The sequence below is a fragment of the Aminobacter sp. J44 genome (assembly GCF_007829415.1).
Lineage (GTDB): Bacteria > Pseudomonadota > Alphaproteobacteria > Rhizobiales > Rhizobiaceae > Aerobium.
This window is the reverse complement of the sequence record NZ_VLJG01000003.1, coordinates 31,406-45,234: the sequence shown is the minus strand read 5'-3', so window position 1 is coordinate 45,234 and position 13,829 is coordinate 31,406. Positions and strand designations below refer to the sequence as shown.

Below are 13,829 nucleotides of genomic sequence, written 5' to 3'. Positions count from 1 at the left end.
CAGAAATCAAAGAACCGCCGGGCGAACGTCCGGCGGTTTTGTTTTGTCCTCAGCGCTCGATCGGCTGTGCCAGGCCCTTGAACAGCGGCACCTCGGCCGGCTCGCCGCCAAGACCCGGCAGGTTCTCGATGGTGACCTCGTAGGTCTGCCCCGCGCGCGGCTCCGGCAGTTCCGGCCCGCGCACCAGCGCCTCCAGGCTTGCCGGCATCACGCCATAGGGCTTTCCGTCGATCCAGAACTGCAGCATCTTGCCCTCGGGCAGCGCGACCTTGCCGAGCGGCACCAGCCGCACGCTGCGGTCATCCCAGGCTTCGACGAACACGGCCGGCTTGCCCTCGGCATCTTCCAGGATCGCGGTTGCCACCGGCGTCGGCAGCCGCGCCGACTGCTCGCCCACCATGTAGCCCATGCCGAGCGCGGCGATCAGCGCCACCGACATCACCGTCGCCTTCCATCCGATGAAGTGATGCGCCAGCGGCCGGTTGAGCCGCAGCAGTCCCTTGCGTGACGGATCGCCGCCCAATGACAGGCCCATGCGCTCCGCCGTCGCCGCGCCCACCATCTGCGGCATCGAGGCGATGCGCCGGGTGATGTCGCGCCAGGCGTCGTCGGTGATCGAGACCGGCTTTTCCTTTTCCTCGCGCAGCCGCCTGAGCTGCTCGGCAAGCACCATGACGCATTCGCGGAACTGCGGATCGATCTCCATGTCCCGCTCGGCCCGGCCCCGCTCCTCGTCATTCATCAGGCCGAAGACATAGTCCTCGGCGCGGGCCATCCGGTCGCTGAGCGTCATGCGTCGTCCCCCTTACCAGTGCGGCGGCTTGGTGACCGGGATTTCCGGCGCTGCCTGTTCCTCAAGCTCCAGGAAGCGGTTGATGAGCGCGTCGAGCTTCTTCTGCAGCTTGTTGATCACCTTCCACTGCTCGGCAATCTCGCCGGAAAGTTCCGCGATGGTCTTTTCCTGCTCGGCAGCGAGGATTTCCAGCTGGACGATACGTTCCTCGTTCATGCCATTTCCCTTCAGCACGTGATGCATGATTTGCATGCGCTGAGCCTTTGCCACCGCCTGGCCGAAGATGGCAATGGCGCCGGTCTTTGTCGAGTGTCCAATCCGGCTCGCATTGGCAAGTCACCAGACGGCTGCTAGACATTTCAAAGGGAAGAAAAATAAGCTCCCAGGGGATCGATCGAAGAATGGCAGAAAACGCGATCGAACTTGTTGGTATCAACAAGAGTTTCGGTGCAGTTCATGCAAATCGCGACATCAATCTGGCCATTCCCCGTGGCACGATCCAAGGCATCATCGGCGAAAACGGGGCCGGAAAATCGACGCTGATGTCGATCCTCTACGGCTTTTACCAGGCCGATTCCGGCGAAATTCGCGTCAACGGCAAGCCGGCCACCATCGCCACCCCCAACGACGCCATCGCCGCCGGCATCGGCATGGTCCACCAGCACTTCATGCTGGTGCAGAACTTCACCGTGCTCGAAAACGTGATCCTTGGCGCCGAGGGCGAGGCACTGCTCAACCGCTCGATCAGCCGTGCGCGCTCCGAGCTGCGCCGGCTGGAAAAGGAATACGGACTTGAGGTCGATCCCGACGCCATCGTCGAAGACTTGCCGGTCGGCCTGCAGCAGCGCGTCGAGATCCTGAAGGCGCTCTATCGCGGCGCCGACATCCTGATCCTCGACGAGCCCACCGGCGTGCTGACGCCTGCCGAGGCCGATCACCTATTCCGCATCCTCGCCCAGCTCAAGGCCGAGGGAAAAACCGTCGTCCTCATCACCCACAAGCTGCGCGAGATCATGGCGATCACCGACAATGTCGCCGTCATGCGGCAGGGCCAGCTGGTCGCCTCTCGCGCGACGAAGGACACCACCGTCGAGGAACTCGCCGAGCTGATGGTCGGCCGCCGGGTGCTCCTGCGCGTCGAGAAGGGCGAGGCAGCGCCCGGCGACGTCATGCTCTCGGTGCGTAACCTGACGGTCAAGGACGGCCGCGGCTGCACCGTCGTCAAAGACGTCAGCTTTGACGTCAAGGCCGGCGAAATCGTCGGCATCGCCGGTGTCGCCGGCAACGGCCAATCGGAACTGATCGAAACCATCAGCGGCATCCGCCGCGCCGAATCCGGCACCGTCTCGCTCAAGGGCACGCTCCTCGACGTCACGCGCCATGTCGATCCGGGCGATTTGCGGGACTGGGGCCTCGCCCATGTGCCGGAGGACCGGCACCACGTCGGACTGGTCCTGCCCTTCGAGGAAAGCGAGAACGCGATCCTCGGCTACCACGACCATCCGCGCTACCGTAAAGGTCCGTTCCTCGACATCGAGCGCATCCGCCAGAGCGCCCGCGAGCAGATGACGCGCTACGACATCCGCCCGGCGAACGAGCGGCTCAAGACCGCCAACTTCTCCGGCGGCAACCAGCAGAAGATCGTGCTCGCCCGCGAGATTGAAAAAGACCCCGACGTGCTGATCGTCGGCCAGCCGACCCGCGGCGTCGACGTCGGCGCGATTGAGTTCATTCACAAGCGGCTGATCGAGATGCGCGACGCCGGCAAGGCCGTGCTGATCGTCTCGGTCGAGCTTGACGAGATCCGTTCGCTGTCCGACCGCATCCTCGTCATGTTCGACGGCCGCATCGTCGGCGAACGCAAGGGCGACGCGAGCGAGGGCGACCTCGGCCTGCTGATGGCGGGGGTCGAGCAGCGGGAGGCAGCAGAGTGAGCACGCCATACGCCAAGCTTCCTGCCTGGGCCGACTACGGTCTCATCCCGCTAATCAACCTGATCGTCGCCTTTGCCGTTGCCGGCCTCGTGGTGCTCCTCGTCGGCGAAAACCCGCTGCGTGCCGCCGGCCTCATGCTCGAAGGCGCGTTCGGCTCGGGCCGCAACATCGCCTACACGCTCTACTACTCGACGAGTTTCATTTTCACCGGCCTTGCCGTCGCGGTCGCCTTCCACGGCGGCCTGTTCAATATTGGCGGCGAAGGGCAGGCTTATATTGGCGGCCTCGGCGTCGGGCTGGTGTGCCTGACCTTCGATTCCATCCTGCCGTGGTGGCTCACCTTCCCGCTCGCCATCCTCGGTGCTGCGGCCGTTGGCGCCGGCTGGGCGTTCATTCCGGCCTATCTGCAGGCAAAACGCGGATCGCACATCGTCATCACGACGATCATGTTCAACTTCATCGCCGCGAGCCTGATGGTCTATCTGCTGGTCGGCCCGCTCAAGCCCGCCAACTCGATGGCGCCTCAGACGCGCAACTTCCTCGAAGGCGGCCAGCTTCCCAAGCTCAACTGGTTGATCGAGCTGTTCGGCGGCACGGTGCGTTCGTCGCCGTTCAACCTGTCCTTCCTGCTCGCGCTGCTCTGCGCTTTCCTCGTCTGGCTGCTGATCTGGCGCACGCGCCTCGGCTACGAGATCCGCACGCAGGGCCATTCGCCCAAGGCCGCGCGCTATGCCGGCATTGGCGAAACCCGCATCATCATCATCACCATGATGATCTCCGGCGCGCTCGCCGGCATGATGGCGCTCAATCCCGTCATGGGTGACCAGGGCCGGCTGCAGCTCGACTTCGTCACTGGCGCCGGCTTCGTCGGCATCGCCGCTGCGCTGATGGGCCGTTCGCACCCGGCCGGCATCGTGCCCGCCGCGATCCTGTTCGGTATGCTCTACCAGGGCGGCGCCGAGCTTGCCTTCGAGATGCCGAACATCTCGCGCGACATGATCGTCATCATCCAGGGCCTTGTGATCCTGTTCGCGGGGGCGCTCGAGAACATGTTCCGGCCCGCCGCTCAGTCACTGTTTGCGAGCATTAGCCCGCGCTCGATGGGGGTGGCGGCATCGAGGAGTGGCGGGGCGTAAATGGACTTCTTCAACACTCTCATCGTCGTGCTCGACTCGACGGTCCGGCTGTCGATACCGCTGCTGTTTGCCTGCCTTGCCGGCCTCTATTCCGAGCGCGCCGGCGTGTTCGATATCGGCCTTGAGGGAAAGATGCTGGCCGCCGCCTTCGCCTCCGCCTCCGTTGCCGCCGTCACCGGCTCGGCATGGCTCGCGCTCGGCGCCGCCGTCCTCATCTCGGTCTTCTTCGCGCTCGTGCACGGCTTTGCCTCGATCACCCATCGCGGCAATCAGATCGTCTCGGGCGTTGCCCTCAACTTCATCGCCGCCGGCACGACCGTCATCCTTGGCCAGGCATGGTTCCAGCAGGGCGGGCGCACGCCCTCGCTTGGCGCGGAGGCCCGCTTCAACGCCATTACGCTTCCCTTCGCCGAGGCCGCGCGCGACATTCCCGTGATCGGCTTCGTCTATTACGAGCTCCTGTCAGGGCACTCGATCCTCGTCTACGTCGCCTTCTTCATGGTGTTCGCGACCTGGTGGATCCTGTTTCGAACCCGCTTTGGCCTTCGCCTGCGTGCCGTCGGTGAAAACCCGGCTGCCGTCGACACGGCCGGCATTTCGGTCGCCTGGCTGCGCTATCGCGCGGTGATCTGCACCGGCATCCTCTGCGGCTTTGCCGGCACCTATCTGGCGCTCGCCCAGAACGCCGGCTTCGTGAAGGACATGACCGCCGGCAAGGGATACATCGCGCTTGCGGCCCTCATCTTCGCCAAGTGGCGCCCGGTGCCGGCCATGTTCGCCTGCCTCTTGTTCGGCTTCCTCGACGCGCTGGCGATCCGCCTCCAGGGCACGCCTTTACCAATGGTAGGGCGCGTGCCGGCACAGTTCTTCCAGGCGCTGCCTTACATCCTCACGGTCATCCTGCTCGCCGGCTTCATCGGCAAGGCGATCCCGCCGCGCGCCGGCGGTGTCCCCTACGTCAAAGAGCGATAGACGGATGAAGCCGAACAGGTTACGGCCGTGGSAGAAGCTCGTTCAGGGATCCTGGCACCATGGCCGATGACCTTTTCAAAGCCGCGCGCGAGGCAATGGCGAAGGCCTATGCGCCTTATTCGAAATTCCCGGTCGGCGCAGCACTCAGAACCGAAGACGGCCGTGTCTTTTCAGGCGCCAATATTGAGGTCGCCTCCTTCCCCGAGGGCTGGTGCGCCGAGACCACCGCGCTCGCCCACTACGTCATGGGTGGCGGCGGGCGCATTACCGAGATTGCCGTTGTCGCCGAGAAGATGGACCGCATCACGCCCTGCGGCGGCTGCGAGACGCTGACCATGGCCGAGATCCTGCCGCTGGNGTGCGCCGAGACCACCGCGCTCGCCCACTACGTCATGGGCTGCCGCCAGCGCCTCGCCGAGTTTGCAACTGCCGACACGAAGCTTCACCTCTGCGACCAGACCGGCGTCGTCGAGACGCTGACCATGGCCGAGATCCTGCCGCTGGGCTTTGCCGGAGACACGCTCAAATGAACGAGACCGTCGCGAAGATCATCGAGCAGCTTCAGGGACGCCACCCGCGCGTCGCCCTCGTCCTCGGCTCCGGCCTCGGGGACCTCATCGGCGAGGTCGAGGAACCAATCCGCATCCCCTACTCCGACCTGCCCGGCTTCCCGCACAGCGGCGTAACCGGCCATGCCGGCCTGTTGGTCTCCGGCAAGTTCGGCACCACGGAGGTGCTGATGCTTGCCGGCCGCGTCCACTATTACGAATCCGGCAATCCGGCGGCGATGCGCCCGGTGCTTGAGGCGCTTGCCGCCATCGGCATCGAGGAACTGATCCTCACCAACGCCGCAGGCTCGCTCGACGAGGGCATGGGCCCCGGCTCGGTGATGCTGATCACCGACCACATCAACTTCTCCGGCACCAACCCGCTGATCGGCGAACCGAGCGATCGCCGCTTCGTCGGCATGACCGAAGCCTACGACCCGCAGCTGCGCGCCCGCATCGCCGATGCAGCGGTCGCCACCAATACCCCGCTTCATCGCGGCGTCTACATGTGGTTCTCCGGCCCCTCCTTCGAGACGCCCGCCGAAATCCGCGCTGCGCGCGTCCTCGGCGCCAATGCGGTCGGCATGTCGACCGTGCCGGAAGTGATCCTCGCGCGCTTCCTCGGCCTGCGCGTCGCCGCATGCTCGGTCATCACCAACCTCGCCGCCGGCATGACCGGCGATGAACTGTCGCACGACGAGACCAAACAGATGGCGCCGATCGGTGGTAAGCGTCTCGCGACCATCCTGCGCCACATGTTCTCGACAGTACCGGGCAAGCCTGAAGCATGATCATCCTCGCCATCGATACCGCCGCAAGCCTCTGCTCCGCCTGTGTCGTCGACACCGGCAAGGGCGAGCTCGGCCGCCAGGTGCTTGACCTCGGCAAGGGTCATGCCGAGCAGCTGATGGGCACCATCGAGGCAGCCCTTGCCGCGGCCGGCATCACTTACGCCGACCTTGGCGCCATTGCCGTCTCCATCGGCCCGGGCTCGTTCACCGGCGTGCGCGTCGGCGTCTCCACCGCGCGCGGCCTTGCGCTCGCGCTCAAAGTCCCGGCCGTCGGCGTCAGCACCCTCGAAGCGATCGCGGCGGAAGCTGCCTCGCAAAAGCCTGTCATCGTCCGCATCGACGCCGGCCGCGGTCAGGCCTACGTCGCGCGCTTCTCTGCTGAAGGCGAAACCGAGTTCGGCCCCGCCGCCCTCTCCCTCGAGGAGGTCGACAACATGGTCGCCGCTGCAGGCGACGACGTCGCCATCATCGACGGCAAGACCGCCGACATCGCCGTCTACGCGCGGCTTGCCGGCGAAAAGCTCGCCGCCGGTCATGCCGCCCCGCCAAAACCGCTCTACCTGCGCGACGCCGACGCCAAGCCCCAGACCTCCTTTGCCCTGCCACGCAAGGCCGCCTCGTGAAGCTTCCGTTTCTTTCGACCGAATACGCCATCGAAGCGCTGACGCTGGATGATGCCGAACAGCTCCCCGCCATCCACGAGGAGGATTTCGTCCGCCCCTGGTCGGCGAACGAGTTCGAGTCCCTCCTCGAGCAGGACACCGTCTTCGGCTTTGCCGCCTGGAAGGTCGGCAACCGCAAGGGCATGCCCGCCGGCTTCGTCCTCGCCCGCCTTGTCGCCGGCGAAGGCGAGATTTTGACCATAGCCGTCGCCCGCGCCCACCGCCGCCGCGGTCTTGGCCGCGACCTGATGGAGGCTGTCCTGCGAACGCTCCATGCCGAGCGGGCCGAGGCGCTGTTCCTCGAGGTCGACGAGACCAACGCGCCGGCGATCGCTCTCTACCGCCGCCTCGGTTTTCGCGAAGTCGCCCGCCGTCCGGGCTACTACGAGCACGGCGCCGGCATGAAGCGGACCGACGCGCTGGTGATGCGGCGCGACCTGAAATGATCGGCACGATCCGGATCGTCATCTCAGTGGCGATCATCCTGATCGCGTCGCTGCCGATGGCCGTCTGGCAGGTCATCGCGCTGAAAAGCAACGGCCGCATCGACGACGGCCGCATCCCCCGCCTCTGGCACCGCCTCGCCGTCAAACTGCTCGGCATCCGCATCCATGTCCGCGGCGCCCCGTCGAAGGCGCGGCCGCTGCTGATCTGCTCCAACCACATCTCGTGGTCGGACATCATGGTGCTCGGCTCGCTCGCCGAGGTGCATTTCATCGCCAAGGCGGAAGTCGCCGGCTGGCCGGTCTTCGGACTGCTCGCCAAACTCCAGCGCTCGGTGTTCGTCGAACGCGGCGCAAGGCGCAAGGCGGGCGAGCAGGCGAGCGAGATCGCCACCCGCATGAGCAATGGTGACCCGATGGTGCTCTTCGCCGAGGGCACCACCGGCGACGGCAACACCCTGCTGCCGTTCAAGTCGACCCTGTTCGGCGCGGCGCAGGTGGCGCTCAGCGAAGGCCGCAGCGAGACCGTGTCGATCCAGCCGGTGGCGATCGCCTATACGCGCCTGCAGGGCATGCCGATGGATCGCCGCCACCGCCCGCACGCGGCCTGGATCGGCGACGCCGACCTCATGCCGCATCTGACAAAACTGCTGCGCGAGGGCGCGATGGACGTCGAGGTGCACTTCGGCGAGCCGATCGAGTTCCGCCCCGGCGACGACCGCAAGAAGGTCGCCCGCGAGGTCGAGGCGCGCGTGAAAAGAATGTTCGCCGAGGCGCTCAGGAACCCTGCCTGACGCCGGAAATCTGCCGGTCCTGTTCCACCGTCAGCGGCACGATCCCGGCTTCCACCGGCTCAGCTGCCTGCGGCCCGCGCGCGGGCTCTGCCCGCACCTCGGCCTTCGGTGCCACCCGCGCGGGCCGCTGCGGCGCGGCCGTGGTGCAGCCGGCAGCAACGCCGGCCACGACCACCAGCACAAGCGCGCGCAAAAAACTCATCGGGCGGCCGTGTCGAGCCAGATCGTCACCGGCCCGGAATTGACCAGCGCCACCTGCATGTCGGCGCCGAAAATGCCGTTGGCTACGCGAATGCCCTGGGCGGCCACTTCGGCCGAAAAATGCTCGTAGAGGCGCTTGCCTTCCTCCGGGGGCGCGGCGGTCGAAAAGCCCGGCCGGTTGCCCTTGGTCTCGGCGGCCAGCGTGAACTGGCTGACGACCAGCACCTCGCCGCCGGTTTCGAGCACCGAACGGTTCATGCGGTCCTCGTCGTCGCGAAAGATGCGCAGCTTGGCGATCTTCTGCGCGAGCCAGGCGGATTCCTTTTCGGTGTCGCCCTGCATGGCGCAGACCAGCACCATCAACCCCGCGCCAATCTCGCCCACCACCTTGCCGTCGACCGTGACCGAGGCGGATGAAACCCGTTGAACCACCGCGCGCATGCATAGACCCCGACTATTCCAGACGGCTCCGTGCATAGCGGGGTGAGATGGCGAAATAAAGCGGGGGGATGGGGGCGGTGGTTCGTCGATCGCGTTCACCCAGAGGGCGGCGATAGATCCTGCCCCTGCGGCTGCACACGAATTCAATCTGCTTCAGAAGTATTAAGCGAACGGTCAGCGCTCTTCCACGCGACGGCGTTTCGACGCGCAACTCGGTGACGACGCGGAGAGAGTTAGGACAGGTGCGGGAGGCCGGGTAGGGGTAGCAGAATGTTGCCGCTCCAGTCGAGCTATAAAAAAACGAAAGCGTCTTTGGCGCCGCGAAGCAGCTAATCACCGGCCGCCGACTCTTCAAATGCTATTCCACCCGCGCGTTCGTCGGCACTTGTGAGCTGCTTCGCAAGCATACTTGAGAGAAGTTCTTCCATCCTACCGACGTCAACCCTCCCTTCGGTCCGAGCCGCATCGGCAGCATCCAAAGCTTCAAAATAAGGATCTCGATTCTCTACGATCTGCTCCGGAATAGTTGGCGTGCCGGGAAAAACACTCTGCGCCCGAATTGACAATACAACGTATGAAAGGATCCGCGAAGTACGGCCATTGCCATCTGCAAATGGATGAATCCAATTGAGTCGCCACATTATGTATGCGGCAAGATGGATAGCGGTCTTCACTTCCCAATTGTCGTTCACATAGTCGCAGAGCTCCTCGATTAGTTCCGGGACTAAATGAGCCTCCACAGGCTTGTGACTGCTGCCTACAATTGCCAGCCCCGCCGGACGAAAATTGCCTGCGTACGCACTTATGCCGGACAAAGCTTCTCGCTGGAGAGCAAGAATAAGGGAGGGGCGGAGCTTGAAGAACCCCCCGCTCCAGCGCTTGATAGATGGTCTGGATTCCATAGTCGAACTGGCGAAGACCGTTCCTCGCTTCGGCTTCTGCCTTTAACTGAGGATCGGAAATTAGCTCTACTTCCAGAGCTTGACTATGTCGCTGGTTCTGATCCGCCACCGATCACCTCATGTCGCGGCATGTCTTTCTAAGAGCTCTGCCTGCTGATCCACCATTTCGCGGGTAATCCGCTCGTTCTCAAACTTCGTGTTTCCGTAGGCGAAACTCCGGCGCTGTTGCTCCCGCTCCCCCGCAGACTGGTCCAATTTCCGGGTAGCCTCGATCAGTTTCCTGAGTGCGTCGGTCATTTTCTTATTCTCCGTTCGCGGGTCACACCGCAAATCACCTTCTTAGATAGGGTGCCTGAACCGCGCGACAAATCCAACTGCCTTTTAAAAGTCAAGGCGATCAATTTATCTTCACATGAAGCGCGCTATCACTGGATTGGATATAAGCGGCAATCAGCGCCTGTGGACAGTAAGCGTTCACCTCTCATCCGCCTCACCACAAGCCCGAGTGGAGACGGCATGCGAGATCAGGCAAACGTTCCGTCATAAATCTGCAGGTTACGCCTCCATTATCCACCTCCCCTCACGCCCATTGCACACTCCCGCCGAAGGAGATGCGAATGGACGCGGCGGCACTTGTTGAACGAAACGTCTCAGCCCTCAGGGCCATCGTCGCGGCGCTGGTGGCGATGGCGGGTCTGTCGCCCGCCCAGAAAACCCTGCCGCGTCATATGCACCGCTCCATCCTGCGGCTGCTGCGACCGGCGGAAGCAGCGGCGCGGCGGCTGGTGATCGTGCTGGCGCGTGATGTCGTGGTGTCGGCGAGCGCCTTGCGGCCGCATGGCTGGCGGCCGATTGATCGCGTGCGAGCGCAAAAGAACTTTCCGCTTTCGCTGCCGCTGTTTGACCGGTTCAAGCGTTTTGCCCGCCGCAAGCGGTCCGTGGTTGCGGTCCCGCGCATTTCGATGCCGGGCCTCACACCACCGTTCGCCGTCGCTCCGCGCCTTGCCCCGAAGCCGGATGATCCGATCGACGCAACGCGGCTAAAGGCGCGGCTTTCCGCGCTGCTAAAGGCGCTCGACGATCCCGAACCGCTCGCCATCCGGATGGCGCGCTGGCAAGCGCGGCGGCGAATGCGCGTGCAGGCAGCGGATTCAAAGCCGGCTCCGCGAAGTCCGCGCGGCCGGCGCTTATCGCCGCTGCGGCCGGGCCGCCCGCCGGGGCAATTCTGCAAGTCGCGAGGGTCAGGCGAGCGGCACCAGATCCACGACATTCTGGAGCATGCGCACGAGCTCGCGCTTTGCGCGCTGGAGCGACGCGACACGTCGTGACCGTCCGCTCTTTGTGCAGATCGATGCCGCTTTCGCCGCGCTCCAGGCGGGCGCGGAATGCGCGGTGCTGCCCGATTGAAACGGGTCCTGCCCCGGCCAAAGAAAAAGGCCCCGGGTTGCGGCCTTTTTCGGTTCTTTCTCAGTCGTCGTTCATCTTCAAAGCTTCGATGAAGGCGGCTTGCGGGATTTCGACCTTGCCGAACTGCCGCATGCGCTTCTTGCCTTCCTTCTGCTTTTCCAGAAGCTTGCGCTTGCGGGTGACGTCGCCGCCGTAGCACTTGGCCGTCACGTCCTTGCGTAGCGCCGAGATCGTCTCGCGGGCAATGACCTTGCCGCCGATGGCCGCCTGGATCGGGATCTTGAACATGTGCTTGGGGATCAGCTCCTTGAGCTTCTCGCACATGGCGCGGCCGCGCTTTTCCGCCGCCGAGCGGTGGACGAGCATGGAGAGCGCGTCGACCGGCTCCTCATTGACCAGGATCGACATCTTCACGAGGTCGCCCTCGCGGTAGTCGGTGAGCTGGTAGTCGAACGAGGCGTAGCCCTTCGAGATCGATTTCAGGCGGTCGTAGAAGTCGAACACCACCTCGTTGAGCGGCAGGTCGTAGGTCGCCATCGCGCGCTTGCCGACATAGGAGAGGTCGACCTGGATGCCGCGGCGCTCCTGGCAGAGCTTCAGGATCGAGCCGAGATATTCGTCCGGCGTCATGATGGTGGCGCGGATCCACGGCTCGCGGATCTCGGCGATCTTGACGACGTCCGGCATGTCGGCCGGGTTGTGCAGGTCGCGCGTCGTCCCGTCCGTCATGGTCAGCTGGTAGACCACCGACGGGGCGGTGGCGATGAGGTCGAGGTTGAACTCGCGCTCGAGACGCTCCTGGATGATCTCGAGGTGGAGCAGGCCAAGGAAGCCGCAGCGGAAGCCGAAGCCGAGCGCGGCGGAGGTCTCCATCTCGAAGGAGAACGAGGCGTCGTTGAGGCGGAGCTTGCCCATCGCCGTGCGCAGCGCCTCGAAGTCGGCGGCGTCGACCGGGAACAGGCCGCAGAACACCACCGGCTGCGCCGGCTTGAAGCCGGGGAGCGGGGCGGCCGTCGGGCGCTTGTCGTCGGTGATCGTGTCGCCGACGCGGGTGTCGGCGACTTCCTTGATCGAGGCGGTGATGAAGCCGATCTCGCCGGGGCCGAGTTCGTCGACCATCACCATCTTCGGGGTGATGACGCCGACGCGGTCGACGCCGTACTTGGCGCCCGTGCCCATCATGCGGATCTGCTGGCCCTTCTTCAGGACGCCGTCGACGATGCGCACCAGAACGATGACGCCGAGATAGGCGTCGTACCACGAGTCGACCAGCATCGCCTTGAGCGGGGCGTTGCGGTCGCCCTCCTTCGGGGCCGGCAGCTTGTGGACGATCGCCTCCAGCACCTCGTCGATGCCGAGGCCGGTCTTGGCCGAGATCAGCACGGCGTCCGAGGCGTCGAGGCCGATGACCTCCTCGACCTGTTCCTTGACGCGGTCGGGCTCGGCGGCCGGCAGATCGACCTTGTTGAGGACGACGACGATCTCGTGGTCGTTGTCGATCGCCTGGTAGACATTGGCGAGCGTCTGCGCCTCGACGCCCTGCGAGGCGTCGACGACGAGCAGCGAGCCCTCGCACGCGGCCAGCGAGCGCGAGACCTCGTAGGCGAAGTCGACGTGGCCGGGCGTGTCGATCAGGTTCAGCACATAGTGCTCGCCGTTCTTCGCGTCATATTCGAGGCGGACGGTGTTCGCCTTGATGGTGATGCCGCGCTCGCGCTCGATGTCCATGGCATCGAGCACCTGGTCCTTCATCTCACGCTCCTCCAGCGATCCGGTCATCTGGATCAGCCGGTCGGCCAGCGTGGATTTGCCATGGTCGATATGGGCGACGATGGAGAAATTGCGGATGTGCGAAAGAGGTGTGCTCATGCCCGCGCTTTAGCAGGGGCCGCAAGGGTTAACAAGCGTGAGGCAGACACTGAGGCGAAGCGATAACCCGCACCTCACCAAACTCGAAAGAAGGCAGGCCCCCTCGCCTCGACGGAGAGCGAGCGCGTGCGCAGCAGCGTCCCCTTAACTCCCCGACCTGATCTTGCGGCGCTTGGGGGCGATGGCGGGCTTGGCGGCCGCGGCCGCAGCCGCGGCTTCGCGCGCAAGGCGAGCCTCGCGAAGGCGTGCCGTCTTTTCCTCCCGACGCCGTGCTTCCTCGCCGATGATCGCGCGCGCGGCGCTGTCGGTCATGTCCGCCTTCGTCTGCGCCTTGTTGCTCGGCTGCGGCTTGAAGAGCGTCTGTTCGGTGAGCGGCTGGGTCATGGAAATCCCCTTTCGGTTCGTAAAAAACAAAAAGGCCGGGACGAACCCGACCTTTCCCATGCATCTCTTTGATCAGTGCCAGTACATCCGTGGTCAAAGATCAGAGCTGCAATCCTTAGGCAGCCTGAAGGTTGTCAGCTGCATTCTTGCCGCTGCGGCGGTCCGCGACGACGTCGAAGCTGATCTTCTGGCCGTCGATGAGCGTGCGCATGCCGGCGCGCTCAACAGCGGTGATGTGAACGAACACATCGGCGTCGCCGTTGTCGGGCTGAATGAAGCCAAAACCCTTGGTGGCATTGAAGAACTTAACGGTACCAGTAGCCATGACGATTTCCTTTTCAAATAGTCAGGTCGTTTGCTTGCCGCGTTATTGCGGGAAGCGGGGAAGATCGATTTGAAAGAGGAAGATCGTAGTCGGCGCAAAAGGCCGTAGACAAAGTTCAACAAGCAAGATCGATGAGTGGAAGATAGGGGTCATTCTTGTTCAAAACAAGACGCAGGGGAAAATAAATCTTTTCGCCCCTGCCGCCGGCATTCCTCGCGCCACCAAAA

18 protein-coding genes are annotated in these 13,829 nt (G+C 64.3%); 9 read left to right on the top strand and 9 right to left on the bottom strand.

Annotated features, from left to right (window positions below; translation table 11 throughout):
• Positions 1-49 precede the first annotated feature (49 nt).
• On the bottom strand, positions 50-793 hold the full coding sequence (locus tag L610_RS01765) for an anti-sigma factor domain-containing protein (RefSeq protein WP_024846369.1): 744 nt from the start codon (positions 791-793) through the stop codon (positions 50-52).
• A 12-nt stretch (positions 794-805) separates the two neighbouring features.
• Positions 806-1,009 (bottom strand): SlyX family protein, encoded by a 204-nt coding sequence (locus tag L610_RS01760; protein ID WP_024846370.1) that lies wholly within the window; start codon positions 1,007-1,009, stop codon positions 806-808.
• 185 nt (positions 1,010-1,194) lie between these two features.
• Between L610_RS01760 and L610_RS01755 the strand changes: the two genes are divergently transcribed.
• The 8 genes from L610_RS01755 (at position 1,195) to L610_RS01720 (ending at position 8,073) form a co-directional block, all read left to right on the top strand.
• Positions 1,195-2,727: an ABC transporter ATP-binding protein gene (locus L610_RS01755; protein WP_024846371.1), complete on the top strand. Its 1,533-nt coding sequence runs from the start codon at positions 1,195-1,197 to the stop codon at positions 2,725-2,727.
• On the top strand, positions 2,724-3,863 hold the full coding sequence (locus L610_RS01750; protein ID WP_024846372.1) for an ABC transporter permease: 1,140 nt from the start codon (positions 2,724-2,726) through the stop codon (positions 3,861-3,863). The genes L610_RS01755 and L610_RS01750 overlap by 4 nt, the downstream gene beginning before the upstream one ends.
• Positions 3,864-4,835, top strand: a complete 972-nt coding sequence (locus L610_RS01745; RefSeq protein WP_024846373.1) for an ABC transporter permease — start codon at positions 3,864-3,866, stop codon at positions 4,833-4,835. It abuts the gene before it with no gap.
• Positions 4,836-4,894: 59 nt separating this feature from the next.
• Positions 4,895-5,365, top strand: a complete 471-nt coding sequence (locus L610_RS01740) for a cytidine deaminase (RefSeq protein WP_144701952.1) — start codon at positions 4,895-4,897, stop codon at positions 5,363-5,365.
• Positions 5,362-6,174, top strand: coding sequence for a purine-nucleoside phosphorylase (locus tag L610_RS01735; RefSeq protein ID WP_024846375.1), 813 nt, complete (start codon positions 5,362-5,364; stop codon positions 6,172-6,174). Before L610_RS01740 ends, L610_RS01735 begins: the two co-directional genes overlap by 4 nt.
• A complete protein-coding gene (gene tsaB, locus L610_RS01730; RefSeq protein WP_024846376.1) occupies positions 6,171-6,797 on the top strand; it encodes a tRNA (adenosine(37)-N6)-threonylcarbamoyltransferase complex dimerization subunit type 1 TsaB in 627 nt (208 codons plus the stop codon). The genes L610_RS01735 and tsaB overlap by 4 nt, the downstream gene beginning before the upstream one ends.
• Complete coding sequence (gene rimI, locus L610_RS01725) at positions 6,794-7,282, top strand: ribosomal protein S18-alanine N-acetyltransferase (protein WP_024846377.1); 489 nt, start codon at positions 6,794-6,796, stop codon at positions 7,280-7,282. Before tsaB ends, rimI begins: the two co-directional genes overlap by 4 nt.
• The gene (locus tag L610_RS01720; protein ID WP_024846378.1) at positions 7,279-8,073 is read left to right on the top strand and encodes a 1-acyl-sn-glycerol-3-phosphate acyltransferase; all 795 of its coding nucleotides are present in this window, start codon (positions 7,279-7,281) and stop codon (positions 8,071-8,073) included. The genes rimI and L610_RS01720 overlap by 4 nt, the downstream gene beginning before the upstream one ends.
• Here the strand turns inward: L610_RS01720 and L610_RS01715 are convergent.
• The 4 genes from L610_RS01715 to L610_RS01700 form a co-directional block, all read right to left on the bottom strand.
• The gene (locus L610_RS01715) at positions 8,057-8,275 is read right to left on the bottom strand and encodes a hypothetical protein (RefSeq protein WP_144701949.1); all 219 of its coding nucleotides are present in this window, start codon (positions 8,273-8,275) and stop codon (positions 8,057-8,059) included. The genes L610_RS01720 and L610_RS01715 overlap by 17 nt on opposite strands.
• Positions 8,272-8,715, bottom strand: coding sequence for a D-aminoacyl-tRNA deacylase (dtd, locus tag L610_RS01710; RefSeq protein ID WP_024846380.1), 444 nt, complete (start codon positions 8,713-8,715; stop codon positions 8,272-8,274). The genes L610_RS01715 and dtd overlap by 4 nt, the downstream gene beginning before the upstream one ends.
• A 329-nt stretch (positions 8,716-9,044) precedes the next feature.
• Positions 9,045-9,617, bottom strand: coding sequence for a Fic family protein (locus L610_RS01705; RefSeq protein ID WP_371712934.1), 573 nt, complete (start codon positions 9,615-9,617; stop codon positions 9,045-9,047).
• Positions 9,618-9,734: 117 nt separating this feature from the next.
• On the bottom strand, positions 9,735-9,914 hold the full coding sequence (locus L610_RS01700; protein ID WP_024846381.1) for a hypothetical protein: 180 nt from the start codon (positions 9,912-9,914) through the stop codon (positions 9,735-9,737).
• 320 nt (positions 9,915-10,234) lie between these two features.
• Between L610_RS01700 and L610_RS01695 the strand changes: the two genes are divergently transcribed.
• Positions 10,235-10,945: a hypothetical protein gene (locus L610_RS01695; RefSeq protein WP_144701946.1), complete on the top strand. Its 711-nt coding sequence runs from the start codon at positions 10,235-10,237 to the stop codon at positions 10,943-10,945.
• A 139-nt stretch (positions 10,946-11,084) separates the two neighbouring features.
• Here the strand turns inward: L610_RS01695 and lepA are convergent, their stop codons facing one another.
• The 3 genes from lepA to L610_RS01680 form a co-directional block, all read right to left on the bottom strand.
• Entirely contained in the window at positions 11,085-12,893 is a 1,809-nt protein-coding gene (gene lepA / locus L610_RS01690) for a translation elongation factor 4 (protein ID WP_024846383.1), read from the bottom strand.
• A 144-nt stretch (positions 12,894-13,037) separates the two neighbouring features.
• The gene (locus L610_RS01685; RefSeq protein ID WP_144701943.1) at positions 13,038-13,277 is read right to left on the bottom strand and encodes a hypothetical protein; all 240 of its coding nucleotides are present in this window, start codon (positions 13,275-13,277) and stop codon (positions 13,038-13,040) included.
• 115 nt (positions 13,278-13,392) lie between these two features.
• Entirely contained in the window at positions 13,393-13,602 is a 210-nt protein-coding gene (locus L610_RS01680; RefSeq protein WP_024846385.1) for a cold-shock protein, read from the bottom strand.
• Positions 13,603-13,829 lie beyond the last annotated feature (227 nt).

What these genes read in the sequence shown, in the direction of transcription:
- L610_RS01765 (WP_024846369.1), bottom strand. Translation starts at nt 793, where the DNA reads ATGACGCTCAGCGACCGGATGGCCCGCGCCGAGGACTATGTCTTCGGC.
- L610_RS01760 (WP_024846370.1), bottom strand. Translation starts at nt 1,009, where the DNA reads ATGAACGAGGAACGTATCGTCCAGCTGGAAATCCTCGCTGCCGAGCAG.
- L610_RS01755 (WP_024846371.1), top strand. Translation starts at nt 1,195, where the DNA reads ATGGCAGAAAACGCGATCGAACTTGTTGGTATCAACAAGAGTTTCGGT.
- L610_RS01745 (WP_024846373.1), top strand. Translation starts at nt 3,864, where the DNA reads ATGGACTTCTTCAACACTCTCATCGTCGTGCTCGACTCGACGGTCCGG.
- L610_RS01735 (WP_024846375.1), top strand. Translation starts at nt 5,362, where the DNA reads ATGAACGAGACCGTCGCGAAGATCATCGAGCAGCTTCAGGGACGCCAC.
- tsaB (WP_024846376.1), top strand. Translation starts at nt 6,171, where the DNA reads ATGATCATCCTCGCCATCGATACCGCCGCAAGCCTCTGCTCCGCCTGT.
- L610_RS01720 (WP_024846378.1), top strand. Translation starts at nt 7,279, where the DNA reads ATGATCGGCACGATCCGGATCGTCATCTCAGTGGCGATCATCCTGATC.
- L610_RS01715 (WP_144701949.1), bottom strand. Translation starts at nt 8,275, where the DNA reads ATGAGTTTTTTGCGCGCGCTTGTGCTGGTGGTCGTGGCCGGCGTTGCT.
- dtd (WP_024846380.1), bottom strand. Translation starts at nt 8,715, where the DNA reads ATGCGCGCGGTGGTTCAACGGGTTTCATCCGCCTCGGTCACGGTCGAC.
- L610_RS01705 (WP_371712934.1), bottom strand. Translation starts at nt 9,617, where the DNA reads ATGGAATCCAGACCATCTATCAAGCGCTGGAGCGGGGGGTTCTTCAAG.
- L610_RS01700 (WP_024846381.1), bottom strand. Translation starts at nt 9,914, where the DNA reads ATGACCGACGCACTCAGGAAACTGATCGAGGCTACCCGGAAATTGGAC.
- L610_RS01695 (WP_144701946.1), top strand. Translation starts at nt 10,235, where the DNA reads ATGGACGCGGCGGCACTTGTTGAACGAAACGTCTCAGCCCTCAGGGCC.
- lepA (WP_024846383.1), bottom strand. Translation starts at nt 12,893, where the DNA reads ATGAGCACACCTCTTTCGCACATCCGCAATTTCTCCATCGTCGCCCAT.
- L610_RS01685 (WP_144701943.1), bottom strand. Translation starts at nt 13,277, where the DNA reads ATGACCCAGCCGCTCACCGAACAGACGCTCTTCAAGCCGCAGCCGAGC.
- L610_RS01680 (WP_024846385.1), bottom strand. Translation starts at nt 13,602, where the DNA reads ATGGCTACTGGTACCGTTAAGTTCTTCAATGCCACCAAGGGTTTTGGC.